The organism is Photorhabdus hindustanensis (assembly GCF_002968995.1).
In the GTDB taxonomy this organism is placed as follows: Bacteria; Pseudomonadota; Gammaproteobacteria; order Enterobacterales; family Enterobacteriaceae; genus Photorhabdus; species Photorhabdus akhurstii.
In genome coordinates, this window is the sequence record NZ_PUWT01000013.1 from 32,560 (window position 1) to 59,077 (window position 26,518).

A 26,518-nucleotide genomic window follows, 5' to 3' on the forward strand; every position below is an offset into this window, starting at 1 on the left:
ATAAAATGAGTAGCGTAGATATTCTGGTTCCGGATCTGCCTGAGTCTGTTGCTGATGCCACTGTGGCGGTCTGGCACAAAGAAGCGGGTGACCGTGTTGAACGTGATGAAGTGCTGGTTGAAATCGAAACAGATAAAGTTGTGCTAGAAGTGCCTGCCAGTGAGGCGGGTATTTTAGAAGCTATTTTGGAAGCGAAAGACGCCACTGTTCTGTCCCGTCAGCTTCTTGGTCGTATCCGTCTGGGCGATAGCACCGGCCAGCCGGCGGAAATAAAAGAGAAAACAGAAGCGACTTTGGCGAAACGCCAGACGGCGGGTTTAGAAGAAGAGAGCAATGATGCACTCAGCCCGGCGGTTCGCCGTTTGATTGCCGAGCATGATCTTGACGCTAAAGCGATTAAAGGCAGTGGTGTTGGTGGACGTATTGTCCGTGAAGACGTGGAAAAATACATGGCTGATAACGAAAAAGTGGCTGGCAAGTCCGCAGAAGCCCCTGTTTCTGCCCAGGATTCTCTGTTGCCGCACCGTAGTGAAAAACGTGTTCCAATGACTCGCCTGCGTAAGCGCGTGGCTGAACGTCTGCTGGAAGCGAAAAACAACACCGCGATGTTGACAACATTTAACGAAGTTAACATGAAGCCCATTCAAGACATGCGTAAACAGTACGGCGAGGCGTTTGAAAAACGCCACGGCGTGCGTTTGGGCTTTATGTCTTTCTATGTGAAAGCCGTGGTTGAAGCACTGAAACGCTATCCAGAAGTGAATGCTTCTATTGATGGCACTGATGTGGTTTACCACAACTATTTCGATATCAGTATTGCGGTGTCGACACCGCGTGGTCTGGTAACGCCAGTACTGCGTGATGCTGATGCACTGAGCATGGCTGATCTCGAAAAACGCATTAAAGAGCTGGCTATCAAAGGCCGCGACGGTAAATTGACCGTTGAAGAGCTGACGGGTGGTAACTTTACCATTACTAATGGCGGTGTATTCGGCTCCTTAATGTCTACGCCAATCATTAACCCGCCACAGAGTGCGATTCTTGGCATGCATGCCATCAAAGATCGCCCAATGGCGGTTAATGGTCAGGTGGAGATCCTTCCAATGATGTACCTGGCACTGTCTTATGACCACCGTCTGATTGACGGGCGTGAGTCAGTAGGCTTCCTGGTGACCATCAAAGAAATGCTGGAAGATCCTGCACGTTTGCTGCTGGACGTATAGCAACATAATCAGGGCGGATACGCGCTAATATCTGCCCAGTCTGAAGTAAACAAATGTATATGTACAGCCAGTCTTTTCTTTGGACTGGCTATATCCAGGGCAACAAAAAAATCAGAGAGCAACCTACTTATTTTTGCTCTCCTCAGACTTAATTATGGATAGAACATCATGAATTTACACGAGTATCAGGCAAAACAGCTTTTTGCACGGTATGGTTTACCCGCTCCGGCTGGTTACGCCTGCACGACACCGCGTGAAGCAGAAGAAGCAGCATCTAAAATCGGCTCTGGCCCTTGGGTGGTGAAGTGTCAGGTTCACGCTGGCGGCCGCGGTAAAGCGGGCGGCGTGAAAGTGGTTAACAGTAAAGAAGAAATTCGCGCTTTCGCAGAACAGTGGCTAGGCAAACGTTTGGTTACTTACCAGACAGATGCGCAAGGTCAGCCTGTTCGTCAGATTTTAGTGGAAGGGGCGACTGATATTGCGAAGGAGCTGTATCTCGGTGCTGTGGTTGATCGTGGTACACGTCGTGTAGTGTTCATGGCTTCTACTGAAGGTGGTGTTGAAATTGAAAAAGTTGCGGAAGAGACCCCGGAACTGATTCATAAAGCGATTATTGACCCACTGATTGGTCCTATGCCTTATCAGGGGCGTGAACTGGCATTTAAATTAGGTTTAACCGGTAAACAAGTCAGCCAGTTCACTAAAATTTTCTTAGGGTTGGCAAATCTGTTCCTGGAGCGCGATCTGGCTCTAGTTGAAATTAACCCACTGGTTATTACCACTCAAGGTGATTTGATTTGTCTGGATGGCAAACTGGGCGCTGACGGCAACGCACTGTTCCGTCAGGCTGAATTGCGTGAAATGCATGACCCATCTCAGGAAGATCCCCGTGAAGCTCAGGCGGCACAGTGGGAACTGAACTATGTCGCGCTGGATGGCAATATTGGTTGCATGGTAAATGGTGCGGGCCTGGCAATGGGAACGATGGATATCGTTAAATTGCATGGCGGGGCGCCAGCTAACTTCCTTGATGTCGGTGGTGGCGCAACCAAAGAGCGTGTTACAGAAGCGTTTAAGATCATCCTGTCAGATGAAAATGTAAAAGCGGTATTGGTTAATATCTTTGGTGGTATTGTTCGTTGTGACCTGATTGCTGACGGTATTATTGGCGCGGTGGAAGAAGTTGGAGTTCACGTACCGGTTGTTGTTCGTTTGGAAGGAAACAATGCTGATCTGGGCGCGAAAAAACTGGCTGACAGTGGTTTAAATATCATTGCCGCAACCAGCTTGACAGATGCAGCTAAGCAAGCAGTAGCAGCAGTGGGGGCAAAATAAATAATGTCTATTTTAATTGATAAAAACACCAAAGTTATCTGTCAGGGTTTCACTGGCAGCCAAGGTACTTTCCACTCAGAACAAGCGATTGCTTACGGCACCCAAATGGTTGGCGGGGTAACGCCGGGTAAGGGTGGTACTGAACATCTGGGATTACCTGTTTTCAATACCGTTCGTGAAGCGGTGGAAGCAACAGGGGCAACGGCTTCTGTTATCTATGTCCCCGCTCCATTCTGTAAAGACTCTATTCTGGAAGCGATTGACGCAGGTATTAAACTGATCATCACCATTACCGAAGGTATCCCAACGCTGGATATGCTGGCGGTTAAAGTGAAACTGGATGAAGCGGGTGTGCGTATGATCGGCCCTAACTGTCCGGGAGTCATTACACCAGATGAATGTAAGATCGGTATTATGCCGGGACACATTCATCGAGCAGGTAAAGTTGGTATCGTTTCCCGCTCAGGAACATTGACTTATGAAGCGGTAAAGCAGACCACTGATGCCGGTTTAGGACAATCTACTTGTGTTGGTATCGGTGGTGACCCTATCCCCGGTTCTAACTTCATTGATATCCTGAAATTGTTCCAACAAGATCCGCAAACAGAAGCCATTGTAATGATTGGTGAAATTGGTGGTACTGCGGAAGAAGAAGCGGCAGCTTATATTAAACAGCACGTTACTAAGCCGGTTGTTGCCTACATCGCGGGTGTGACTGCACCAAAAGGTAAGCGTATGGGCCATGCTGGTGCCATTATTGCGGGTGGTAAAGGAACCGCAGATGAAAAATTTGCTGCTCTGGAAGCGGCTGGCGTGAAGACGGTTCGCAGTCTGGCAGACATCGGTGATGCGGTGAAAGATTTACTTGCTGGCAAGTGATCACTAATAATAAATTCTTATCTATGAGGCCGCTGTAAAGTGGCCTCAGATCGTTAAAAAAGCCCGTTAGAAATAGGTTCTTTAGCATCGAAAATTTCAAGTTCCATCTTTGCCGATTGATTTTCTCCATTGGGTTTTAATATTCCATAATGGCTTTTTTTGATAACCGAATTTTATTCCCAGCGACAAAAATAATATAAATGTGCTATTTAGAAATGAGTGCTGACTAAAAAAGCCAGCACTTTGTTATTAATCTGAGGGATTAATTTGATATCGACACTTTTCTTTGCAGATTATTATCACCAACCAGAATGCCACCGGCAGAAAGCACAGCATCTTCAGGTAATAATTCACTTTGGCTATCTGTCTTTTCTAAGACAAAATTATACACGTTTAATGGTTCTGACTTTCTCTGTTTAACTGAGGTAAGGGTAATTTGGCCATCAAGTGTATGTATTGTATCGCCGACCTTAAGGTCTTCGGCTTTTACTATTCCCTGTGATGTTGAGACAGGATGTGTTGGAGTCAGTGAAATCTGCTCACCATTATTGTAAGTTAAATCAACAAATTCAGTATCGTGACCTACAATACGCTCTTTTACTTGTAAGATGTCTCCTTGTTTTGTTAAAACTTTATCGCCTGGGCGTATATTTTCAACTGCTAACTTTGAACCATCAGCCATATCTATTAATGTTCCTTCAGCAATACAACCATATTGGATTTGAATGGGTGGATAAATGAGTTGTGACTCGCTCTTCTTACTACCAGGGTTATTGGTATAAGAAAACAGGACAGGAAATGCGTTATCACCTTGCATTGTTACGATAGTAGCCTGTAGGTCTAGTATATATCTTTCGTTGTTTTTCCAGCATATTGGTCCAAAATCAGCGTAACCTGTGTTTTTAGAAAATTCCCATGATAAATTTGTATTATTACCTTTGGCATGATCATTATTGATTTTTTTATGTTTCCAAAATGTATCTTCATTTATATCTCTTGCTAATTTACATGCGCCGCCAGTATCGAGACCGACAAGTGTCAGATCTATCGCTGGTGAAATCCCTTGAGCTGCTTTAGGTTTCCTATTTTTATCAATGGCGATAGGGTTCTTGAATGTAACATTACCTATTATTTCCAGTTTGATTGTTGACTGATCATTTGGTTTACCTGGCGACGTAGGACCGTAATCACATTCACTAGGAGCTCCTGGTTCAGGGTTTGCTCTATTTAAGCAAACGATTATCGGTTTCTCTTTCTCTGGTGAATTATTTACATAAGTTGGCGCTTTGTTTTCCATACTTTGAGGAAAAAAGTTGCTAAAAGAATTTTCAAGGTCTTGCAGCGGCAGTGATTTCTCTACTATTGGTGCGTTATTGAGTGGTATCCCATTTATTTCCCCTTGGAAAAAGGAAATGGCTTGATACGTATTACCATGTTGTCCGGAGGTAGCAAGATTATATTCGGGGGTGGATAGTACAAAGTTCCGTACCCCATTATTCTTTGTATTTTCTTGTACGGACACATGTAGTGTTTTAACATCCCGGTTGTCAGAGCTAACAATTGAGAGGCCACCCTGTAACGTTGCCTTTCCAGCGTTAGTTTCAATTGTATTGCTGTTTAAAATATTAGAACCAGGAAAATATAGGGAAGCAAAAACAGTAGCTGAAATTGATTTGGAATTTTCGGAAAAGACTATTCTAGGATGACTAATATAATTTTTTGGTTTTGTAAACGAATCTTGTATTTCAAGTCGTTGTCCATTTTTAAGTAATGCATTTTGGTGTGCTTTCATAGTTTCGATATCTTCAAAAATATCAGGATGTGTCTGTTCTGTAATATGATGGGATTTTAATAATACGATATACCCTTTCTCATTTTGCGGTTGAGTTAAATCGATCAATGTGGGTTTATTAGGTTCAAGGCTATTTAAGAGATGAGACATAGCTTGGCTTTCTTCGGCAGATAACTTAATTTGGGTATCAGCAAAGCATGACATTATAGGGGAAAATAGCATGATGAAAAAAACAAGTGCTCTGTTGAATAGAATCATAATCTTATCCTGTGAAATAATATAGGTTTTGTAAGCAATTAATTACATATACTTTATTTTTTAGTCAGTATAATATTAATGCATTACTGTTTTAAACTGATAATTTGTTAATTTACTTTGGAAATTATGAGTAAGATGAGTAGTAAAGATGCCTACTATATCAACTGACCGCCTTTCTGAAAAATTACACTTATTAGTCGAATCCGCCATATATATAATATTTTTACAGTATATACCTGTTATCTTTCAAGTTGCCTCTTTGTTGGTTGCGCTCACTTACCCCGGTCACATAGTTATCTATGCTCCTAGGGATCCGCTCCCTTGCCGTTGCGATGTATCTTGAAATCTATTGGGTATAGGAGAAATAGATACTAGAAGGTGGAGCTATAATCGTTTATATAATTAATAGTTCTTCGTAAAAGATTGTCAAGTTTCTCATGTCAGATTGTTAACAAATACCACTATTTTTCTCGTGGGACTCTTTATTTCACTTTATTAAGTGCTATTGCAGTATTCTTCTAGCTTTCATTTTAGAGAAAACCGGTTGATGTTGTAGGGCAAAAAGAAGCGTTCTCGGGTAAAGGAGACGATAGAACAGAGTCTTATGGCTGTTTTTCGTTGGCTGGATTTCATTCTCAACCATAAAAATAATTCAAATGCGTTACTTCGAAATGAGTGCTGACTAAAAAAGCCAGCACTTTGTCATTAATCTGAGAGATTAATTTGATATCGACACTTTTCTTTGCAGGTTATTATCACCGACCAAAATGCCACCGGCAAAAAGCACAGCATCTTCAGGTAATAATTCATTTTGGCTATCTGTCTTTTCTAAGACAAAATTATACACGTTTGATGGTTCCGATTTTCTCTGTTTAACTGAAGTAAGGGTAGTCTGACCATCACGTGTATGTATTGTATCACCGGCCTTAAGGTCTTCGGCTTTGACTATTCCTCGTAATGTTGAGACAGGATGAGTTGGCGTCAGTGAAACCTGCTCACCATTATTGTAAATTAAATCAATAAACTCAGTATCGTGGCCTACAATACGGCTTTTTACTTGTAAGATACCTCCTTGTTTAGTTAAAACTTTATCGCCTGGGCGGATATTTTCAACTTTCCACTTTGAACCATCAGCCATATCTATTAATGTGCCTTCTGCAATGCAACCATATTGGATTTGAATGGGTGGATAAATGAATTGTGACGGATGCTCCTTACTCTTGGGGTCATTGGTATAAGAAAAAATGGTAGGAAATACGAGATCACCTTGAATTGTTGCAATAGTAACTTGCAGGTCTAGTATATATCTTTCGTTATTTTTCCAGCATATCGGTCCAAAATCAGCGTAGCCTTTTTCTTTAGAAAATTCCCATGATAAATTTGTATTATTACCTTTGGCAGGATCATTATTGACTTCTGTATGTTTCCAAAATATATCTTTATCTATATTTCTTGCTAACTTACATGCACCGCCAGTATCAAGACCGATCAGTGTCAGATTTGCCTGTGGTTCCACATCTTGAAATTTTGTGGGCTTTCCCTTTTCATCAATCGCGATAGGGTTATTGAATGTAAGATTACCTATTATTTCCAGATTTATATTTGGTGTACCTGGCGACGTAGGGCCGTAATCACATAGACTATTAGCTCCTGGTTCAGGGTTTGCTCTATTCAAGCAGACGATTACTGGTTTTGTTAATGGATTCTTTACATGAGTTGGTGCTGTGTTATTCATCTTGTAAGGTTGAAAGTATTGAGCAAGATCTTCAAGGTTTGTCAGTGTATTTGATTGAATGATTACTGGTCCAGGAGTGATAGGTCTCCCGTTTCTTTTCCCTTGAAAAGTAGCAACAGGTTTAATACTATCAAATTTTTCTAATTTAATAACATCATATTCTTTGGTGTGTATTAAAAAGTCCCGTGCCTTCTCGTTTCTTGCCAGTTCGAATGGGGATGTGATTACTGGTTTAAGTTTTCCCTTTTTGTCTGTGCCAAAAATTGAGAGGCCACCCTGTAATGATATAGTGCTAATGTCAGTTTCAATTGTATTACTGTTTGAAATATTAGAACCAGGAAAATATAGGGAACTAAGAACTTCAGCTGAAATTGATTTGGAGCCATCAGAAAGTAGTATTTTAGGCTGACCAAAATAATCTTCTGGCTCTTTATCTGAGATTTGTATTTCAAGTAGTTCTCCATGTTCAAGCATTGCCTTTTGGTTTTTTTTCATAATCTCGATATCTTCAAAAATATCAGGATGTTTCTGCTTTGTAATACCATGTGAATGTAATAATGCGATATATCCTTTCTCATTTTCCGGTTTAGTTAAATCGATCACTGTAGGTTTATTAGGCTCAATCTTATTTAATAGCTGAGAGATAGCCTGACTCTGCTCGGTAGATAAATTAACTTCGGTATCAGCAAAGCATGATATTATAGGGGCAAACATCATAATGAAAAAAACAAATATTCTGTTATATAGAGTCATAATTTTATTCCATGAAGTAATAGATGGTTTATTAACAATGAATTACACATGTTCTATGTGATAGTCTCTGTATATAAATATAATATTAGAACGTCACTATTAACTGAATCTTAAATTGACAGTGTATTAATGTTGTAATTTCACATTAAAAATTATGAATAAGGATAAAGATGCATAATAACTCCTCTAGTTAGACAAATAGTTGTAAGAATATATATGTAACATTTTGGTATTACAGGATAAAACGGATACTAAATAAATATAGTATTATAATTAATAGTCCTTTATAAAAAATTGTCAAGTTTCCCATGTCAAATTGTTAACAAACCCCCACTATTTTTCTTGCAAGGCTTTTTTAACTTGATTCGTCAGAGAAGACGATACCCAGTGGATATGTAGGTAAAAAAGTACTATCAGTAGAGTCACTTCCTTAATATTTTGCACTGTGGCAAGTCGATATTGTATCTGTACTTTCGATAGATCATGGCGCTGAGTATAACAATGATCATGATATTGTTTCTTATCGGTAAAGCTCCATTCCTATCCACAGGAACTTTCGATAAGCTGTAAATTGCACTGTTATATCATTCACGATTGGCATGAAAAGAATATGGAGTTTGGGCTACCGATCTTGAAGTTCAAATAAAATATAGGGCCATACGGCCCTATATCACTACAATATTTTGTCAGAAACGCTGGCACTCTCTATTTCTTCCCGTAGCTTCTTTCGTTTTAAGTTCCAGAGTGAATCTTCTGGCATTTGGACACGAATATCCAAACGACAGTATTCGGGAATATCACATGGCTCTCCATCTTTGTAGAACACCTGTTTGCCATTGTCATCAATAGATTTGAGTCGCCAGTTCTGAAATTTTTCAGGTAAATGCGAATGTTGGCGGTGGTAGATTTCAATGATAATAGAGCCATCAGGTTGGATATGATCATCAACGAAAATCAATTCAAGATTATTATTGTTTTGGGGAACAGAAATACCGCCATGCACACCCCAGGCGCCATCAGTGTTATAGCCTGATATATTTGATATACGGTATATTCCTGTTTCTTCTTTCGTTACTTCTGCACCCTCTGATTCTTCGTTAGTTGAGAATGTACCATCAGGATAGATTTCTATTATCGGAGAGGATATTTTTAGGTATCCATTAAAATCGGGTTTGGCATTAATATTGTCCCAAAATTTACGTGTAAGTTTATAATATTCATTTATATGATCTGTACGATATGTATCGCCAAAATGAGTAAAAATCAGCCTGTGGCTCCATACATCCTCTTCCCCCTCGCTTGATACACCATTCATATTGCTAATTCTTAACTGAACGCCACCATTGCCACGTGGCAGTCCATATTTAGTCAGGAACGACGCGGAGGGATTAAATCCGGAGCAACCATTACGGAGATTTTCCAATTCATCCAGATGACCGTGTTCCATTGAATGTATTACATTATTAGTTGATATTGCTCCCACATCTTCAGCATTGATATTAATATCTCCAGTCAACTCTTTCCCATTTATTTTCCGGGTGTTGGGTACTTTCTCATTAATATTTTTACTTAATGAGTCTATTTTTTCCTGAACAAGTTTCGGCGTCACTGCCAATGTGTCACTATTGCTAATCTCATTTGTTAGTTGAACAATGCCCTTTTGTGTTAATGAGGCATTGGGAATTTTCTCTGTAACTATTTTTTCTAATGCTCTATTTAACTGCACAGTGAGCTTAGCTATATCACCATCATCCAGAACATTTTCGCCAGATTGTGTCTTGATAAAATCAGCCACCACAGATGCTATTATTGATGATTGGCGTAATACCTTATTTAAAAAGTGAATGTGATTGGTAATTTCACCTTCTGGAATCCCAGTTTGCAAACTCGTATTTTTTTCATAATCTCCTTGGCTCGGCACATTAGCATTATTGCCAATAGAAAAAGCTTTGAAATCATTTTTTAGATTCATATACACCCCTTAAATTAAATAATATTTTTTTATAATCAACATATTGAATTATTGAAAAGCATCTCCATAATTCACATCAATCATAGTCTAGTTCAGTTAATTAATAATTAAATTCTCTTATAGCTTAAAGGATTAACTATTTTTAGTTAATTGGTTAAAATAAAAAAATCCAACATCTGAAAGCTATTGTTTTCTCTCTCAATTTCTTATTGTAAGTCATCCTCAAAATATCCGTGTTATCTAATAATTAATTTACAGTGAAAAATTTGATTTTGTATTAAATAATCAGAAAAAATAATTATTCATTTAATGTTTGGTGCTAATGAAACATCAACCAAACTCAATAATACCAAATACTTTCTCCAGTTCAGCAACAACGCTTTTTTAGCTTCCGACTGCATCTCAGTTTCAACAGCGTATTATGGTGGTGATTCGAGCCTGGAAAAGCCTGTCTGTGGGAGCCGGAAGAAAGGCATTTCGGTCATTACTTGCTGGTACGCGCAGTTTTTCTGTTGTGTAAAATATTTTTACACAATTATTGTTGGGCTGTGTAACTTAAGATACTAAGTTATTTCACTCAGTTTGAAGAGATTTGTCGTAAGAGGGAAGTTTAGTTCTTGAGCTGCGTGTCATTATGCTATCTGAATGACAGCCAAATGGTTGTGATCTCACTGTTAATGCAAAGTTAATAATAATATTTTCTTAAGGATGAAAATAAGAAGTTAATTTTAAAAATCATTTAACAGCAATATAGAAATCAATATTTATCTAAATAAACAAATAATTAACAATATGCCAACTAAAATGAAATAATAGACAGAGTAGTTAACACTAACCAGAAAAAAATCATTAAAATCAATTTATTACTATGGCATTATTTTTCTAATTTGCTTAAATTGATCCTGATCAATGAGTTCCCATTAAACAATAACCGCAATTCTTGACCTATATTCAGAATTCTAATCTGAATCACGTAAAACCTATTTATTGTATGGGAATATAAGCGTACTATACTATTAGTCTAATTAGTTTTTAATTTACTTAGTAATGAGTTGTTATTTTAAAGGCATTTATTGCTGGTAGTTACGGGGCTTTTGCATGAGTAGTTTGAGAAAAGTGCTTATATGAAGTCAGGTTGCCGCAAGTCGGTGTCTTCCTGCTAGGAGCAAGGAGTCAAGATGTTTGATATTGTCGAACTGTCACGATTACAGTTTGCCTTAACTGCGATGTATCACTTCCTATTCGTTCCGCTAACGCTTGGTATGGCGTTTTTGCTGGCGATCATGGAAACGGTATATGTGCTTTCCGGTAAACAAATTTACAAAGATATGACGAAGTTCTGGGGCAAGTTATTTGGTATTAACTTTGCTTTGGGGGTTGCAACAGGGTTGACTATGGAGTTCCAGTTTGGGACTAACTGGTCATACTTTTCTCACTACGTTGGTGACATTTTCGGTGCGCCTCTGGCGATTGAAGGCTTGATGGCGTTCTTCCTAGAGTCTACATTCGTAGGTTTATTCTTCTTCGGTTGGGATCGTCTCAGTAAGACGCAACATCTGACGGTAACTTGGTTGGTCGCACTAGGCTCCAACTTCTCTGCGCTTTGGATTCTGATTGCTAACGGTTGGATGCAAAACCCGATTGCTTCTGATTTCAACTTTGAAACCATGCGTATGGAGATGGTCAGTTTTGCTGAACTGGTACTAAACCCGGTTGCTCAGGTGAAATTTGTTCATACCGTTGCAGCGGGTTATGTGACAGGGGCGATCTTTGTTCTCGGTATCAGCTCTTACTACCTGCTTAAAGGCCGTGATATTCCATTTGCTAAACGTTCATTTGCGATTGCTTCAAGCTTTGGTATCGCGGCTGTGTTGTCTGTTATTGTGTTGGGTGATGAATCTGGCTACGAAATGGGCGACGTACAGAAGACTAAGCTGGCATCAATCGAAGCTGAATGGGAAACTCAGGCACCGCCGGCCGCTTTTACACTGATAGGTATTCCGGATCAGGATAAAATGGAAAACAAATATGCCATCCAGATCCCTTATCTTATGGGATTGATTGCTACCCGTTCCGTTGATACCCCGGTCATTGGTCTGCGTGATCTGATGGAGCAGCATGAGGTGCGTATTCGTAACGGTATAAAGGCTTATGGACTGTTAGAAGAATTGCGTGCCGGTAACACAGACCCGACTGTTCGTACTGCATTCAATGAGAGTAAACAAGATCTGGGTTATGGCATGTTGCTGAAACGTTATACCAGCAAAGTGACTGATGCCAGTGAAGAACAGATCAAAGCAGCCGCGAAAGATTCTATTCCACGTGTTGCGCCGCTCTATTTTGCATTCCGTATCATGGTTGCAGCCGGCTTCCTGATGTTATTGTTGATTGGTTTGGCGTTTTGGAGTGTTATCCGTGGCCGTATTGGTAAACAAAAATGGTTACTTCGCGCCGCACTGTACAGCATTCCATTACCGTGGATTGCCATAGAATCAGGCTGGTTTGTGGCGGAATATGGTCGTCAACCGTGGGCAATCGGTGAAGTTCTGCCAACTGCGGTGGCGAGTTCCAATTTAACAGCCGGCGATATTTTGTTCTCTATGGCGCTGATTTGTGGCCTTTATACCTTATTCCTGATTGCGGAAATGTTTTTAATGTTCAAATTTGCTCGCCTTGGCCCAAGTAGCTTAAAAACCGGGCGTTACCATTTTGAACAGAAAACAACTTCAGCACCCGATGCTCAGTAAACAGGAGTCCACTTATGTTTGATTATGAAGTACTACGATTTATCTGGTGGCTACTGATTGGTGTGCTGCTAATCGGTTTTGCGGTAACTGATGGTTTTGATATGGGAGTTGGTATCCTGTTACGTATCATCGGGAAAAACGATACTGAGCGTCGCATCATGATTAACTCAGTGGCGCCGCATTGGGATGGTAACCAAGTTTGGCTGATTACCGCCGGTGGAGCGCTGTTCGCCGCCTGGCCGATGGTCTATGCCGCGGCATTCTCTGGCTTCTATGTTGCTATGATCCTAGTGTTATCTGCATTGTTCTTCCGTCCGGTTGGTTTTGATTACCGCTCCAAACTGGAAGACCGCAAGTGGCGTAACATGTGGGATTGGGGAATCGTTGTCGGTAGTTTCGTTCCGCCATTAGTTATCGGCGTGGCATTCGGTAATCTATTACAGGGAGTGCCGTTTAACGTTGACTCTCAACTCCGCTTGTTCTACACCGGCTCCTTCTTTGGATTGCTCAACCCATACGGTTTATTGGCGGGAGTGATCAGCTTGATGATGATTGTGACGCAGGGAGCGACTTATCTGCAAATGCGTACTACGGGTGAGTTGCGTCTGCGTTCTCGTACCGCAACTTACCTCTGTGCGCTGGTGACAATGGTGGCTTTTCTGCTGGCAGGCGTATGGATGATTTATGGTATTGATGGTTATGTTGTGACCGGCGGCTTGGATACGATGGCTCAGTCTAACCCATTACATAAAGAAGTCGTTCATCAGGCTGGAGCTTGGCTGACTAACTTTAACAACTATCCGTGGTTGTGGGCTCTACCGGCACTGGGCGTGGCTTCGCCTTTGCTGACGATGCTGATGACGCGCATGAATAAGGCTGGATGGGCATTTCTGTTCTCTTCACTGACAATTGCTGGCATCATTCTGGCCTGTGGTGTAACGATGTTCCCATTTGTGATGCCTTCAATCACTAATCCTAATGTCAGCTTGACGATGTGGGATGCGACTTCAAGCTTGATGACACTGCGCGTCATGTTTGTGGTTGCATTGATTTTTGTTCCAATCATTCTGGGATATACCATTTGGTGTTACTACAAAATGTTTGGGCGTTTGGATAAAAGTTTTATTGAAGATAACAAACATTCACTGTACTAAGGAGCATAAAGCATGTGGTATTTTGCTTGGATTCTCGGAACGCTCTTGGCTTGTAGTTTCGCTATAATCGCTGCCTTAGCTTTTGAGCATAATGAAGAAGAAAAAACCGCTAAAAATAGCGAGAAATCGTGTTGATAGATAAATACTATCGGCTAATGGATAAAGCCCCTGTTCGGGGCTTTATCCTTATTGTTGCATTAATGTTTGCCGCTTGTGTATTTTGGGACCCGGCTCGTTTTGCGGCTAACACCAGTTCATTGCAGATATGGCAAGGTATTTTGCTAATATGGTCTGTATGTACAGGTGTGATTTTCGGGGTGGGTTTTCAGCCAAGAAATATAGTTTGGCGCATCTTTTTTTCTCCTTTGCCGGCATTCTTGATTTTGATTTGGGGTTTGCATCATTTCTTTATGAGTTAATTCTGTATGTTATGGGGCCTCTGACCCATAAATTTTTTATTTGCACATTATTCCAAAGCCGCATTGTCTTGAGTATAGTGGCAGCGTTAATTCGCCTTATGTAGGATTGAAAGTGAGTAATACGTTGTTCCGATGGCCCATTCGTATTTATTACGAAGATACAGATGTGAGTGGGATAGTTTATAATGGCCGTTATGTGGTCTTTTATGAAAGAGCACGTACTGAGATGTTACGTCAGCATGGAATTCATCAACAGCGTTTACTTGATGAACAAATTGCATTTGTTGTTCGGCGTATGGTGGTTGATTACCGTGCCCCGGCCCGGCTTGATGATATGTTAGAGGTGCAGAGCGAAATTACGGATATTCGTAGAGCGTCTTTGACATTTATTCAACGCATTGTTGATGGTAATGGGACAATTCTTAACAGCGCAGAAGTTTTAATCGCCTGCGTGAATACATCTCAAATGAAGCCGATTGCGCTTCCAAAGTCTATTGTCGCGGAGTTTAAGCAGTGACTGACATGAACATTCTAGATTTATTCCTGAAAGCGGGCCTTTTGGTGCAGCTGATCATGCTTATTTTGATCTGCTTTTCCGTTGCTTCATGGGCGATCATTATTCAAAGGACCAAAATTCTCAATGCAGCAACCCGTGAAGCGGAAGCGTTTGAAGATAAATTTTGGTCGGGTATTGAATTATCACGCTTATATAAGGAAAGTCAGTCGCGTCGAGATTCTTTAGGTGGAACAGAACAAATTTTTTATTCTGGGTTCAAAGAATTTGCCCGTCTGCGTCATGCAAATAATCATGCTCCAGAAGCGGTAGTAACAGGGGCTTCGCGTGCAATGCGTATCTCAATGAATCGTGAATTGGAATCGTTAGAAAGCCATATTCCATTCTTGGGTACCGTTGGTTCAATTAGCCCGTATATCGGTTTGTTTGGTACGGTTTGGGGGATCATGCATGCGTTTATCGCGTTAGGTGCGGTAAAACAGGCCACTCTCCAGATGGTAGCGCCGGGTATTGCAGAAGCGTTGATTGCAACGGCGATTGGTCTGTTTGCGGCGATTCCGGCAGTTATGGCATACAACCGCTTGAATCAGCGTGTTAATAAGCTGGAGCAAAATTACGATAACTTTATGGAAGAGTTTCTGGCTATTTTGCATCGTCAGGCTTTCGCTGCTGAAAATAAAGCAGAGAACAAATAGTAAGGGGAGAAGCTATGGCACGCACCCGTAGTCGCAAGCGTGAGCTGAAATCCGAAATCAATATCGTTCCCTTACTGGACGTGTTGCTGGTTCTGTTGCTTATCTTTATGGCGACAGCGCCGATTATCACTCAAAGCGTAGAAGTTGATCTGCCGGATGCGGTAGATTCTAAAACGGTTTCCAACTCCGATAATCCACCGGTAATCGTGGAGGTTTCTGGTGTTGGTCAGTACACCATGATAGTTAACCATGAACGATTGGAATTATTGCCTGAGCCGCAGATTATTGCGGAAGCGCAGGCACGAATAAAAGAGAATCCAAAAACCGTTTTCTTAATCGGTGGTTCGAAGGAAGTGCCTTACGATGAGATTATTAAGGCACTCAACATGCTGCATCGGGCAGGTGTGAAATCCGTTGGTTTAATGACTCAGCCTATCTGAGTTTAGCCGGCAGTTGCTGTTATTTGAAGATCTTGGATATCGAGCGTGGGAAAGACAAACGGGCAAAACAATAAATTAAATCGCGCTGTTATCGTTTCGGTTGTGTTGCATATTATTTTGATTGGGTTACTTATTTGGGGTTCCCTGACACGAAAAACTGAAATGGGTGGCGGTGGTCAGGATGGTTCTGTTATTGATGCTGTGATGGTCGATCCGAATGCGGTAGTACAACAGTACAACCAACAGCAACAACAACAGGCTGATGCTAAACGTGCAGAGCAGTTACGAAAGAAGAAAGCCGAACAGCAGGCTACTGAATTAAGGGAAAAACAGGCCGAAGAGCAGGAGCGTTTAAAGGCGGTAGAAGAAGAACGAATTAAGGCGCAACAGGCAGCGGAAGAACAGAAAAAGCAGGCTGTAGAAGCTGCAAACAAAGCCCGTGAAGAGCAAAAACAGGCAGAAGAAGCGGCGGCAAAGGCTAAGGCTGAAAAAGAAAAACTGATTAAAGAGCAGGCTGAGGCGCAGAAGAAAGCCGAAGCTGAAGCTAAGAAAGAGGCTGAAGCCGCTGCTGCTAAACAAAAAGCCGCGGAAGAAGCGAAAGCCAAAGCAGACGCTGAGGCTAAAGCAAAAGCCAAGGCTGAAGCGGATGCTAAAGCCAAAGCTGAGGCGGATGCAAAGGCTAAAGCTAAGGCCGAAGCTGACGCCAAGAAGAAAGCTGCGGCGCAAGCCGCTAAACAGGAAAGTGAAGTTGATGACTTACTGGGTGGCTTAACTTCCAATGCACCGAAACAGCAAGGAGGGGCTTCTGCCGCCGGTAAAGGCGGCGGCAAGAAAAGTGGAGCTTCGAATGCCGACATTAATAACTATTTGGGGCAGATCCAGATAGCGATACAGAATAAGTTTTACGATCCAAGTATGTATCGTGGGCGTACCTGTACATTACGGATTAAACTTGCTCCTGATGGATTGTTAATTGATGTAAGGTCAGAGGGGGGAGACCCGGCGTTGTGCCAGGCAGCGGTAGCGGCGGCTAAACAAGCGAAAATTCCTAAACCGCCAAGTAAGGAGGTTTACGAAGTGTTTAAAAACGCGCCGCTTGATTTCAACCCTCAATAAAGTTGTTATTTAAAAGTTATTAATAACAAACAGAACCATTCAATGTTATTAAGCTATACCCAATGGATTTCAAGATGGATCGCGACGGCAAGGGAGCGAATCCCCGGGAGCATAGATAACTATGTGACCGGGGTGAGCGAGTGCGGCCAACAAAGAGGCAACTTGAAAGATAACGGGTATATCTGGTTTTGTTTGTTGACGTTTGTTAATATTCTGCGAATTATTGCGACTATTCCATCGTGATAAGGGAGAGAAAGGAATTCGTTCTGTCCAAGCAAATTCACCGGCAGAAAAAAAACTTCGAAATCAGAGAAAACAAATCTGGCAAGTCCTATTTCGTGCTGAAAGCGAGAAACTATCAAGTTATCGGCATCAGCGAATCTCACGATAATGAAGTCGCGGCCAAAAAAGGCATTCAATCTGCGATTAAACATGGCTCGAGCACCAATGTCCGAGATTTAACAAAGTCAGAATGATATTTTTTCATGATAAACCGCACCTTATCAGTTGAAAGTTACTATCAATTGATAAGGCGCCCTTCATCGATCAATAGAACCGAACGATTCATGCTAATAAATTTGTATCCCCAACAAATTAAGCGTTAGAATTCCCCACATTATCCTTACTTTTTATAGTGAAAACTAATCTCAACTCAAATCGAGAACTTTTTAACCATGTTTACTCCAGAATTACTTTCCCCTGCCGGTTCGCTGAAAAATATGCGCTATGCTTTTGCCTATGGCGCAGACGCTGTATATGCCGGTCAACCACGTTACAGCCTGCGCGTCCGCAATAATGAATTTAATCACGAAAATCTGGCACTCGGCATTAAACAAGCTCATGAACTTGGTAAACGCTTTTATGTTGTGGTCAATATTGCACCTCACAATGCCAAACTGAAAACTTTTATCCGTGATCTAAAACCTGTCATTGATATGGGACCAGATGCTCTCATTATGTCCGATCCCGGACTGATCATGATGGTTCGTGAAGCTTTTCCTGAAATGGAAATTCATCTTTCCGTTCAAGCTAACGCAGTTAACTGGGCAACAGTAAAATTCTGGCAACAAATGGGGCTGACGCGGGTTATTCTTTCCCGAGAACTTTCTCTCGATGAAATTAACGAGATTCGCCAGCAGGTTCCCGGTATGGAACTGGAAGTTTTCGTACATGGCGCATTGTGTATGGCCTATTCCGGTCGTTGCCTGTTGTCCGGCTACATTAATAAACGAGATCCCAATCAGGGAACCTGCACTAATGCCTGCCGTTGGGAATATCATGTCCAAGAAGGCAAAGAGGATGATATCGGTAATATTGTGCATATGCATGAACCTATACCGACAAAAAATATCGAGCCAACATTGGGAAAGGGCACACCAACAGATAAAGTATTTACGTTCGAAGAAGCAAAACGCCCTGGTGAATATATGTCAGCTTTCGAAGATGAACATGGTACTTATATCATGAATTCTAAAGATTTACGTGCTATTGAGCATGTTGAGCGATTAACTAAAATGGGCGTTCACTCTTTGAAAATCGAAGGACGGACAAAATCCTTCTATTACTGCGCTCGCACAGCACAAGTTTACCGCCGAGCCATTGATGATGCCGTTGCAGGGAAACCTTTTGATCCAACTCTGCTAACAACGTTAGAAGGACTCGCTCATCGCGGCTATACCGAAGGATTTTTACGCCGTCATACCCATGATGCCTATCAGACTTATGAATATGGCTATTCGATATCCGACACACAAAAATTTATTGGTGAATTTACGGGTAAACGAATCAACGGATTAGCTGAAGTTGCTGTCAAGAATAAATTCATGATCGGAGATCGTCTCGAATTAATGACACCATCAGGCAATATCCAGTTTACATTGGAAGCAATGCAGGATAAAAAAGGCCAACCAATGGAAGTTGCGCCTGGGGATGGGTATATTGTCTATTTGCCAATTCCGGAACAAATCGATATTAATTATGCCTTATTAATACGTAATCTAAATGGTATTAATTCTCAATCTGCTCAAACGAACTGAGACTCAGACAAATAATCATCAATATCCCCTCTTTATGAGGATATATTTCTTTTTTTAGAAACAGATCACATCAATACTATTTTATTTACCGTAGTATTGCTGGCGAAAAATAAAAAATTAAAAAAGTTTTACAGTAAGACTAGGAACCACCTCCTTGGCCGGCTCAATCTCCCTTGAGCTGGCCTTTTCTTTTTTCCTCCGAGAAATAAAATCAACAAGTTACAGAATTCATTTACATGATTAATTAAATAGAGAAATTTAACTATTAAAGCCATGAATATTTATATCAATGTGTTCCTTATACCTATATATTAATAAGAAAATATTTCTACTTATTGAAATATCACACTATCTAAAGAAATGTAATTAAAATTTTCCACTATTCAATAATTCAGGAAATCCATCATATTTAGACCAAATATTATACAATTTGATAGAATTAATCAGGTGAAAATTATGAAAACAGATAATTACAATTTACTTATTGTTAAAACTATTAGTTCAACATTTAGCTGACTATACCGACTTAGCAACCCAAAATGGATTTTGTTTTATATATCCATAGTATAAACAGGGGTAAAATAACCAAATCACCCCAAAGCTGATAAACAACAACACAGTACATGTTACCCTCTCGTAAAGATGAAATTTAATCCCACAATAGGGGCTGTTTAGTAAACAAAAAAACTATAGAAACCCATTTTTACACCGGACCAGCATGAAAAATATCACCTAGCAATAACATCAGGAAAAATTAGCTTAGCGAGTAACAGCAATAGACATTCAACCTTTATCTATCAAGCTCTTAACCTATATCAATAGATCCAATAACTTTATAAAACATCGTTTGCAAACAAATTACTAAAGAAGAAATGTAATAAGAAATTACTCTTGGCAAATGAAAGAAACCTAAATATCACTATTGGTAATAAAAACATGAGAAATTTTCTACCTGTGACAAAATTAAACTATATTGATGTATTTTTCAATTAGTTAATTAATGGATAAATACAAGTTAAAACTAAGAATTTAGTATAATTATTATTTTATATTATTATCACTTTTAAGAAAGAATAAATAACTATATTGACTGTTGCTTACAGGATTATGTGGATCTAAAAACATTGATGTCAAAAATAGTTATTTATCATGTATAATATCGAAACATGGTTATAAATAAATCACAAAAATAGAAAATTATTCACATGAATAATCAAAACCAATTAAACTTATATCAATAGCTGTAATAAAATATGAATATCTAACCTTGTAAAACTCATTTAAATAATAGAAAAACATATTGTATCTTTATAAAAGACTCATGTAATAAAACATTAAGTTTAGCGATATAAATAATAAAATATAAAGAATGACTTTATTTATCGGTTAATTAAATCACGCAAACAATGAAATAATTTAATATTAATCAATGAGTTATTTATTTAGAATGATAAATTAACATTAGTTTTTTCTCCAAAATCACCCAACAATCTTATCAATTCTATCCAACAACATTGTAATATTATAAATCAATAAAGAACAATAACTAAAGGATTAATTCTTTCATAAATAAAAAGGCACTAATAGATAGAGATTTACGATAATAAATTTATTTCCATTTTTTTGATATTGATAAAGAGAAATAATTAAATTTATAACATATAATCTGCATAGATAAAAAACCTAAAATAAATAAAATATAAATTATTTTTCCCGAAACTTTATAGAAACAATAATATATATCCAATCTATAATGAAAACATTTCACTGTTGAATAATAAAAGCAAAGGAAATATTAACAATATCAACAAAGACGATCAGTTTAACTATATTGATATTGCAATTTATCAAAACCCAATAAATATCAATGTCATAAATACAATGAATAATTTATTCTTTATCAGTATTAAATCTCATACATCTATTTATCTTATCCAAGAAAATTGTCTGCTAGCAAGCAATAAGAATTACAAAAATATATAATCCAACACATAAAGAGCTTACGCTTTCGCCCCTATATCCCCTAAAGAATGGTCATGTCACTCTTGCGCTAAATAGCCGCTTTCCAGGTAATAAAATTCTCTTTATCCCCCCCACCTGAAGCGATCCACTACCACTTCCCTCCCAATACAACTTGTTATCCTAAAAAGGATAAATGACAATCAATGATATCTTTTCATAACTGGAGTAAAACATGACTGATATCGCTAAGTTGTTAGGCAAAGATGCGGACAGTTTATTGCAACATCGTTGTAATACCATCCCAAGTGAAAATCTCTATCTGCCAGGCTCCGATTTTGTTGACCGAGTAATGATCGACAATAACCGACCCAATACAGTTTTGCGCTCCATGCAAACATTGTTAAATCATGGTCGTCTTGGAGGCACTGGTTATTTATCTATTTTGCCGGTGGACCAAGGAGTAGAACATTCTGCTGCCGCTTCTTTTGCAGCAAATCCTCTCTATTTCGATCCCAAAAATATCGTTGAACTGGCTATCGAAGCCGGCTGTAACTGTGTTGCCTCTACTTATGGCGTGTTATCCTCTGTTTCTCGTCGTTATGCTCATAAGATCCCATTTTTAGTTAAACTGAACCACAATGAAGCACTGAGCTATCCCGCCCAATATGATCAAACTTTATATGCCAGTGTTGAACAAGCATTTGAGATGGGTGCCGTTGCCGTTGGCGCAACGATTTACTTTGGCTCTATTGAATCACGGCGTCAAATTGAGGAAATTTCAGCCGCCTTTAAACGGGCGCATGAATTGGGCATGGTAACGGTATTGTGGGCCTACCTGCGTAATTCTGCCTTCAAAAAAGAGGGGGTAGATTATCACTCCAGTGCGGACCTAACAGGCCAGGCTAACCATTTGGCCGTCACTATCGGCGCCGATATCGTTAAACAGAAAATGGCCGAAAATAATGGCGGCTATACTGCAATTGGTTTTGGTCATACCGATAAACGTGTTTACACTAATTTGACTAGCGACCATCCTATCGATCTGGTCCGTTATCAGATAGCTAACTGCTACATGGGGCGCGCCGGTATGATTAACTCAGGTGGTGCATCCGGTAATAATGATTTGAGTGACTCCGTTCGTACCGCCGTCATTAATAAACGCGCAGGCGGCATGGGGCTAATTCTCGGTCGTAAGGCGTTCAAAAAATCCATGAAAGAGGGTATTGAACTGATTAATGCGGTTCAAGATGTCTATCTGGATAAACAAGTGACTATCGCGTAAGTCAAGCTTGTCGCCGGTGATAATGAATAGATAGTAGGTCGCTGCCAATGTTAAGTTATACTGCTCTCACAGCATAAATACCTTACTCTTCTTATTCATTATCACTTTCTCACCTAATCCCGAAAACGCCAGTCAGCTATTCTCACCACCACTGATGAAAATGGTGCACAGGCCCAATGCCTTTTCCTACCTCTAACGAGTCCGCCTGTTCTAACGCCGCCTGGAGGTATGATTTGGCAACAGACAGGGTTGTCTGCCAATTCGAGTAACGTGGACGCAAAGCAGCCAGCGCAGCAGAGAGAGTACACCCTGTACCATGTGTATGGCACGTATTGATTCTGGGCGCAGTAAAACGCCATTCACCCTCAATCGTAAATAGCCAATCAGGGCTTTCATGCTCTGTAAGGTGCCCGCCTTTCAGTAAAACGGCTTCGCATCCTAGCGATAATAATTCACGCCCTTGTTTTTGCATGTCCGTTTCGGTTTTTGCTACAGAGCATTTCAATATCGCTGCGGCTTCCGGCAAATTTGGCGTAATCAACGAAACCTTCGGTAATAATCGTTCAACAACCTCGGAAACCGCTTCCGGCGCCAGCAACGGATCGCCACTTTTCGCAATCATTACCGTATCCAATACAACATAAGGAACGGAATAACGACTTATTGCATCAGCAACAACGGCAACGTTGGCTGCATTAGATAACATGCCTATCTTAGCGCTATCAATTCTGATATCTGACAGCACAGATTCAAGCTGTGCCGCAACAAAAGTAGGATCGATATCATAAATGGATTGCACACCACAGGTATTTTGCGCAACAAGCGCTGTCATTACTGTTGTGCCATAAGCACCAAGTGCAGAGAAAGTTTTTAGGTCAGCTTGAATGCCGGCACCGCCGCTAGGATCAGTACCGGCAATTGTCAGTGAATTGATTCTCATTATAAGCACCTCTTCCAACCAGCAAGAGAAAAGCAAGTATCAGGAAAAGACACCATGACTTCCCTACGCTGGCATTATCCAGATCAGGTATTACGGGTTCATCTCAGCTCAATAAAGAGCGCCCCGAGCCAAAACAAAAACACCCTATCAGATAACCAACAGGGTGATATCGGTATGTCATTGTTGCCAGTAAAAAACCAATCAGACAACAAATTTACTTCGTCAATCCAAAATGATCGACAAAAAGAAGTTATGCTGTAGTGACGTTTGCCGCAGAAGGACCTTTCTGACCGTCCTGAATTTCAAACTCAACTTTTTGGCCTTCCGCCAGAGTTTTAAAACCCTCACTCTGAATAGCGCTAAAATGTACAAACACATCTTTGCTACCATCAGCAGGAGTAATAAAGCCAAAACCTTTTGATTCGTTGAACCACTTTACAGTACCAGTGATTTTTGCCATTTTAAGAATTTCCTTTGGATCACTTAATTCTAATTCGCCGTTTCGGCGCAACATAAAAACTAGAGCAAGTTGCTGCTATTAACAGAACTGTATAACAGAACCGTACCTCGTTTACCCGAACGATTTATCACATATTCTTAATATGATGGCAAGCCATTTTTTATCAGCTATGGAGCTAACGCACATATTTAAAATTCTTAACAACAATTATTGTTTAACATAGCTGCAAAAATTTGAAAATCCAAGGTTATCCTAATTAGCTTACAGTTTATCCACTCAACAAAACCCCAGATAACATAAACAATTCTAATTTATTTTGCCTATCTTATTATTAGATTTTTTATATCTATTAGTATGTTCACAGAGGCCAATCTCTACTGTTTGGGTGAAAGAAAAAATCAACACACTCCCAATATTAGTCGACTAAAATATCAGTATCAAATATACCCAGTTAATACCTATCACATCTTAATATTAATTTTTCGTTTAACTTTTATTGAAAATAGCAAGAGTAGAATTCCTGAATTTAGATGTTTGTCATATTTTACGTGATGCGCAGGATCTTCCCAATTTATGTCGTCGGGAAATTTGGAGCAATAAATAATGAAGTTTGATTTAACCACAGCCTGTACCCTATCAGCCACTCTTTTAGTCTCATCTGGGACAGTGTTGGCAGCAACAGCAAATACTGCTAATAAATCATTAGCAACGACTCAATCACACACACCGCTCGGTTATAGCAACAATTCAGGTAGTTTATGGGAAAAATTCAACAATAATGTCGCTCTCACCTGGAATGCACCCGACAATGAACTTTATCTGCCGGTAATTACTTGGCATAACAGGCATACCTACGATAAAGAGAAAATCGATAGATATAATGAGCGGCCCTGGGGTTTCGGCTATGGTAAATATCGTTACGACCAAGACAATGATTGGCATTCCCTTTATGCAATGGCTTTTATGGATTCTCATAACCGTTTGGAACCCATCGTTGGCTATGGATTTCAGAAAATGTGGATACCCGGTGATTTAGATGGTTTCCGAATGGGAATCGGTTTCACTTTAAGCGTTACAGCTCGTCATGATTATTATTATGTCCCTATTCCACTGCCATTACCGTTATTCTCCATAGAATATGATCGGTTATCGCTGCAAGGGACATATATTCCCGGCACATATAATAACGGTAACGTCCTCTTCGCTTGGTTACGTTGGCAATGGTAACTGGATAAAAAATACCAGGCTGTGTAATATCAGCCTGGTATCTTCATAGCGATAATCCAAATATATGTTATCCCTGCTCCTGTGCTCTCATTTTATCACGGCGGGAACGAGACATTAAAAACCCAATCCATAACACACCCACCCAGAATGGCATCAGAATGACTGAAATACGGATGCTGTCCATCATCAAAATAATGACGAGTATAAAGGCAAGGAAAGCCAGACACAGATAATTACCGAATGGATACCAGAATGCCTTAAATGATGGCTCTATTCCCTGTTTAACTTTTTCTGCCCGGAATTTTAAATGCGCCGTACAGATCATAACCCAATTAATCACTAACGTTGTTACCACCAACGCCATCAATAATTCAAATGCTTTGCCCGGCATCACATAATTAATCAATACACCAACGGATGTTGCCAAAGCAGACACGACAATGGCTCTGATAGGAACACCACTCTCATTAACTTTTGTCAGCATCCCAGGAGCATTGCCTTGTTTTGCTAAACCGTACAGCATCCGGCTGTTACAATACACACCGCTGTTATAAACGGACAATGCGGCAGTTAGGACAACAATATTCAGAACGTTAGCTACCCAGAAACTATCCAGGTTGTGAAAAATCATAACAAATGGGCTTTCACCTTCAACGACATTGCCCCACGGATAAAGCGACAACAACACGGTCAGAGAACCAATATAGAAAATCAATATTCTGTATACTACCTGATTGGTGGCCTTAGGAATGCTGATACGTGGATTTTCCGCTTCTGCTGCGGTAATACCTACCAGTTCCAATCCACCAAAAGAGAACATGATCACAGCCATTGCCATGATTAGGCTGGTGATGCCATTAGGCATAAAGCCGCCATGTTGCCAAAGGTTAGTTATACTGGCCTGAGGTCCGCCATTTCCGCTAACTAACAAGTAAGCGCCAAACACAATCATACAGATAATGGCGGTCACTTTAATGATGGAAAACCAAAATTCTGTTTCACCATATAATCGGACATTAATTAAATTTACTGTATTGATTAAGACAAAGAAGACGGTTGCAGAAACCCAGGTTGGAATATCAGGCCACCAGTAGTGGATATACATTCCCACAGCCGTTAATTCAGCCATGCCAACCAGAGTAAACATCGCCCAGTAATTCCAACCTGATAAAAATCCGGGAAAATCCCCCCAATATTTATACGCGAAATGACTAAACGACCCCGCTACAGGCTCCTCGACCACCATCTCTCCTAGCTGACGCATAATCAAAAATGCAATAAAGCCTGCGATAGCGTATCCTAAAATTACGGAGGGACCTGCCATTTTTATGGTTTGTGCAATACCGAGAAACAACCCAGTCCCGACAGCCCCCCCCAAAGCAATAAGTTGAATATGCCGGTTTTTTAAACCGCGTTTAAGTGTTGACCGCTGCGATTGTCCTGCCATCTTGTCCTCTTGATGCAACTTCTATCTTGTTATTAGTGGGAAAACAACCGCTTCCCCTTATCTGCTTTATTCAAAGCAAACAAAACACTAGCTTTAAAGGGTGGATATTGAAGATATATGTTAGCACAGATA

The 26,518-nt window shown here is 40.2% G+C and carries 21 protein-coding genes, 1 pseudogene and 1 riboswitch; of the genes and pseudogenes, 15 read left to right on the forward strand and 7 right to left on the reverse strand.

The window, feature by feature from the left end:
* Positions 1-5: 5 nt before the first annotated feature.
* From odhB to sucD, 3 genes are all read left to right on the forward strand, one after another.
* Complete coding sequence (odhB, locus tag C6H66_RS05340) at positions 6-1,223, forward strand: 2-oxoglutarate dehydrogenase complex dihydrolipoyllysine-residue succinyltransferase (RefSeq protein WP_105395005.1); 1,218 nt, start codon at positions 6-8, stop codon at positions 1,221-1,223.
* 168 nt (positions 1,224-1,391) lie between these two features.
* Positions 1,392-2,558, forward strand: coding sequence for an ADP-forming succinate--CoA ligase subunit beta (gene sucC, locus C6H66_RS05345; protein WP_036812840.1), 1,167 nt, complete (start codon positions 1,392-1,394; stop codon positions 2,556-2,558).
* Between the two features lie 3 nt (positions 2,559-2,561).
* Positions 2,562-3,437, forward strand: a complete 876-nt coding sequence (sucD, locus tag C6H66_RS05350) for a succinate--CoA ligase subunit alpha (protein ID WP_011145738.1) — start codon at positions 2,562-2,564, stop codon at positions 3,435-3,437.
* Positions 3,438-3,699: 262 nt separating this feature from the next.
* Here the strand turns inward: sucD and C6H66_RS05355 are convergent, their stop codons facing one another.
* From C6H66_RS05355 to C6H66_RS27230, 4 genes and pseudogenes are all read right to left on the reverse strand, one after another.
* Entirely contained in the window at positions 3,700-5,487 is a 1,788-nt protein-coding gene (locus C6H66_RS05355; protein ID WP_105395006.1) for a Hint domain-containing protein, read from the reverse strand.
* Between the two features lie 718 nt (positions 5,488-6,205).
* On the reverse strand, positions 6,206-7,975 hold the full coding sequence (locus C6H66_RS05365; protein WP_105395008.1) for a Hint domain-containing protein: 1,770 nt from the start codon (positions 7,973-7,975) through the stop codon (positions 6,206-6,208).
* A 673-nt stretch (positions 7,976-8,648) separates the two neighbouring features.
* Positions 8,649-9,947 carry a phage tail protein gene (locus C6H66_RS05370; protein WP_105395009.1) on the reverse strand — a complete coding sequence of 433 codons (1,299 nt, stop codon included), beginning with the start codon at positions 9,945-9,947 and terminating at the stop codon, positions 8,649-8,651.
* 302 nt (positions 9,948-10,249) lie between these two features.
* A pseudogene (locus C6H66_RS27230) lies at positions 10,250-10,354 on the reverse strand (tail fiber assembly protein); the annotation flags it as partial.
* Between the two features lie 771 nt (positions 10,355-11,125).
* Here C6H66_RS27230 and cydA point away from each other — a divergent pair.
* From cydA to fbaB, 11 genes are all read left to right on the forward strand, one after another.
* Positions 11,126-12,694 (forward strand): cytochrome ubiquinol oxidase subunit I, encoded by a 1,569-nt coding sequence (cydA, locus tag C6H66_RS05380; protein ID WP_105395011.1) that lies wholly within the window; start codon positions 11,126-11,128, stop codon positions 12,692-12,694.
* Positions 12,695-12,708: 14 nt separating this feature from the next.
* The gene (cydB, locus tag C6H66_RS05385; protein ID WP_105395012.1) at positions 12,709-13,848 is read left to right on the forward strand and encodes a cytochrome d ubiquinol oxidase subunit II; all 1,140 of its coding nucleotides are present in this window, start codon (positions 12,709-12,711) and stop codon (positions 13,846-13,848) included.
* 12 nt (positions 13,849-13,860) lie between these two features.
* Positions 13,861-13,983 carry a cytochrome bd-I oxidase subunit CydX gene (cydX, locus tag C6H66_RS05390; RefSeq protein WP_072165129.1) on the forward strand — a complete coding sequence of 41 codons (123 nt, stop codon included), beginning with the start codon at positions 13,861-13,863 and terminating at the stop codon, positions 13,981-13,983.
* Positions 13,974-14,267 carry a cyd operon protein YbgE gene (gene ybgE, locus C6H66_RS05395; protein WP_105395013.1) on the forward strand — a complete coding sequence of 98 codons (294 nt, stop codon included), beginning with the start codon at positions 13,974-13,976 and terminating at the stop codon, positions 14,265-14,267. The genes cydX and ybgE overlap by 10 nt, the downstream gene beginning before the upstream one ends.
* A gap of 112 nt (positions 14,268-14,379) precedes the next feature.
* Positions 14,380-14,784 carry a tol-pal system-associated acyl-CoA thioesterase gene (gene ybgC, locus C6H66_RS05400; RefSeq protein ID WP_036780827.1) on the forward strand — a complete coding sequence of 135 codons (405 nt, stop codon included), beginning with the start codon at positions 14,380-14,382 and terminating at the stop codon, positions 14,782-14,784.
* On the forward strand, positions 14,781-15,476 hold the full coding sequence (gene tolQ, locus C6H66_RS05405; protein ID WP_036812848.1) for a Tol-Pal system protein TolQ: 696 nt from the start codon (positions 14,781-14,783) through the stop codon (positions 15,474-15,476). Before ybgC ends, tolQ begins: the two co-directional genes overlap by 4 nt.
* 14 nt (positions 15,477-15,490) lie before the next feature.
* Entirely contained in the window at positions 15,491-15,916 is a 426-nt protein-coding gene (gene tolR / locus C6H66_RS05410; protein ID WP_036780822.1) for a colicin uptake protein TolR, read from the forward strand.
* A 45-nt stretch (positions 15,917-15,961) separates the two neighbouring features.
* Complete coding sequence (gene tolA, locus C6H66_RS05415) at positions 15,962-17,032, forward strand: cell envelope integrity protein TolA (RefSeq protein WP_105395014.1); 1,071 nt, start codon at positions 15,962-15,964, stop codon at positions 17,030-17,032.
* A gap of 338 nt (positions 17,033-17,370) precedes the next feature.
* Positions 17,371-17,508, forward strand: coding sequence for a YegP family protein (locus tag C6H66_RS26615; RefSeq protein ID WP_248000610.1), 138 nt, complete (start codon positions 17,371-17,373; stop codon positions 17,506-17,508).
* 198 nt (positions 17,509-17,706) lie between these two features.
* On the forward strand, positions 17,707-19,068 hold the full coding sequence (trhP, locus tag C6H66_RS05425; RefSeq protein WP_105395015.1) for a prephenate-dependent tRNA uridine(34) hydroxylase TrhP: 1,362 nt from the start codon (positions 17,707-17,709) through the stop codon (positions 19,066-19,068).
* 2,194 nt (positions 19,069-21,262) lie between these two features.
* Complete coding sequence (fbaB, locus tag C6H66_RS05435) at positions 21,263-22,312, forward strand: class I fructose-bisphosphate aldolase (RefSeq protein ID WP_105395017.1); 1,050 nt, start codon at positions 21,263-21,265, stop codon at positions 22,310-22,312.
* Between the two features lie 142 nt (positions 22,313-22,454).
* Here the strand turns inward: fbaB and thiD are convergent, their stop codons facing one another.
* Together thiD and cspE are read right to left on the reverse strand one after the other, a co-directional pair.
* Positions 22,455-23,255, reverse strand: a complete 801-nt coding sequence (thiD, locus tag C6H66_RS05440; protein ID WP_181150151.1) for a bifunctional hydroxymethylpyrimidine kinase/phosphomethylpyrimidine kinase — start codon at positions 23,253-23,255, stop codon at positions 22,455-22,457.
* 40 nt (positions 23,256-23,295) lie between these two features.
* A riboswitch (TPP riboswitch) is annotated at positions 23,296-23,388 on the reverse strand.
* A gap of 114 nt (positions 23,389-23,502) precedes the next feature.
* Positions 23,503-23,712 carry a transcription antiterminator/RNA stability regulator CspE gene (gene cspE / locus C6H66_RS05445; RefSeq protein ID WP_036781809.1) on the reverse strand — a complete coding sequence of 70 codons (210 nt, stop codon included), beginning with the start codon at positions 23,710-23,712 and terminating at the stop codon, positions 23,503-23,505.
* Between the two features lie 603 nt (positions 23,713-24,315).
* Between cspE and pagP the strand changes: the two genes are divergently transcribed.
* Entirely contained in the window at positions 24,316-24,939 is a 624-nt protein-coding gene (pagP, locus tag C6H66_RS05450) for a lipid IV(A) palmitoyltransferase PagP (RefSeq protein WP_036781808.1), read from the forward strand.
* A 67-nt stretch (positions 24,940-25,006) separates the two neighbouring features.
* Here the strand turns inward: pagP and C6H66_RS05455 are convergent, their stop codons facing one another.
* A complete protein-coding gene (locus C6H66_RS05455; protein WP_036805075.1) occupies positions 25,007-26,386 on the reverse strand; it encodes an amino acid permease in 1,380 nt (459 codons plus the stop codon).
* Positions 26,387-26,518 lie beyond the last annotated feature (132 nt).

Bases quoted from the DNA above. Each gene is read 5' to 3' on its own strand.
- odhB (WP_105395005.1), top strand. From the start codon at position 6: ATGAGTAGCGTAGATATTCTGGTTCCGGATCTGCCTGAGTCTGTTGCT.
- sucC (WP_036812840.1), top strand. From the start codon at position 1,392: ATGAATTTACACGAGTATCAGGCAAAACAGCTTTTTGCACGGTATGGT.
- sucD (WP_011145738.1), top strand. From the start codon at position 2,562: ATGTCTATTTTAATTGATAAAAACACCAAAGTTATCTGTCAGGGTTTC.
- C6H66_RS05355 (WP_105395006.1), bottom strand. From the start codon at position 5,487: ATGATTCTATTCAACAGAGCACTTGTTTTTTTCATCATGCTATTTTCC.
- C6H66_RS05365 (WP_105395008.1), bottom strand. From the start codon at position 7,975: ATGACTCTATATAACAGAATATTTGTTTTTTTCATTATGATGTTTGCC.
- C6H66_RS05370 (WP_105395009.1), bottom strand. From the start codon at position 9,947: ATGAATCTAAAAAATGATTTCAAAGCTTTTTCTATTGGCAATAATGCT.
- cydA (WP_105395011.1), top strand. From the start codon at position 11,126: ATGTTTGATATTGTCGAACTGTCACGATTACAGTTTGCCTTAACTGCG.
- cydB (WP_105395012.1), top strand. From the start codon at position 12,709: ATGTTTGATTATGAAGTACTACGATTTATCTGGTGGCTACTGATTGGT.
- cydX (WP_072165129.1), top strand. From the start codon at position 13,861: ATGTGGTATTTTGCTTGGATTCTCGGAACGCTCTTGGCTTGTAGTTTC.
- tolR (WP_036780822.1), top strand. From the start codon at position 15,491: ATGGCACGCACCCGTAGTCGCAAGCGTGAGCTGAAATCCGAAATCAAT.
- trhP (WP_105395015.1), top strand. From the start codon at position 17,707: ATGTTTACTCCAGAATTACTTTCCCCTGCCGGTTCGCTGAAAAATATG.
- fbaB (WP_105395017.1), top strand. From the start codon at position 21,263: ATGACTGATATCGCTAAGTTGTTAGGCAAAGATGCGGACAGTTTATTG.
- cspE (WP_036781809.1), bottom strand. From the start codon at position 23,712: ATGGCAAAAATCACTGGTACTGTAAAGTGGTTCAACGAATCAAAAGGT.
- pagP (WP_036781808.1), top strand. From the start codon at position 24,316: ATGAAGTTTGATTTAACCACAGCCTGTACCCTATCAGCCACTCTTTTA.
- C6H66_RS05455 (WP_036805075.1), bottom strand. From the start codon at position 26,386: ATGGCAGGACAATCGCAGCGGTCAACACTTAAACGCGGTTTAAAAAAC.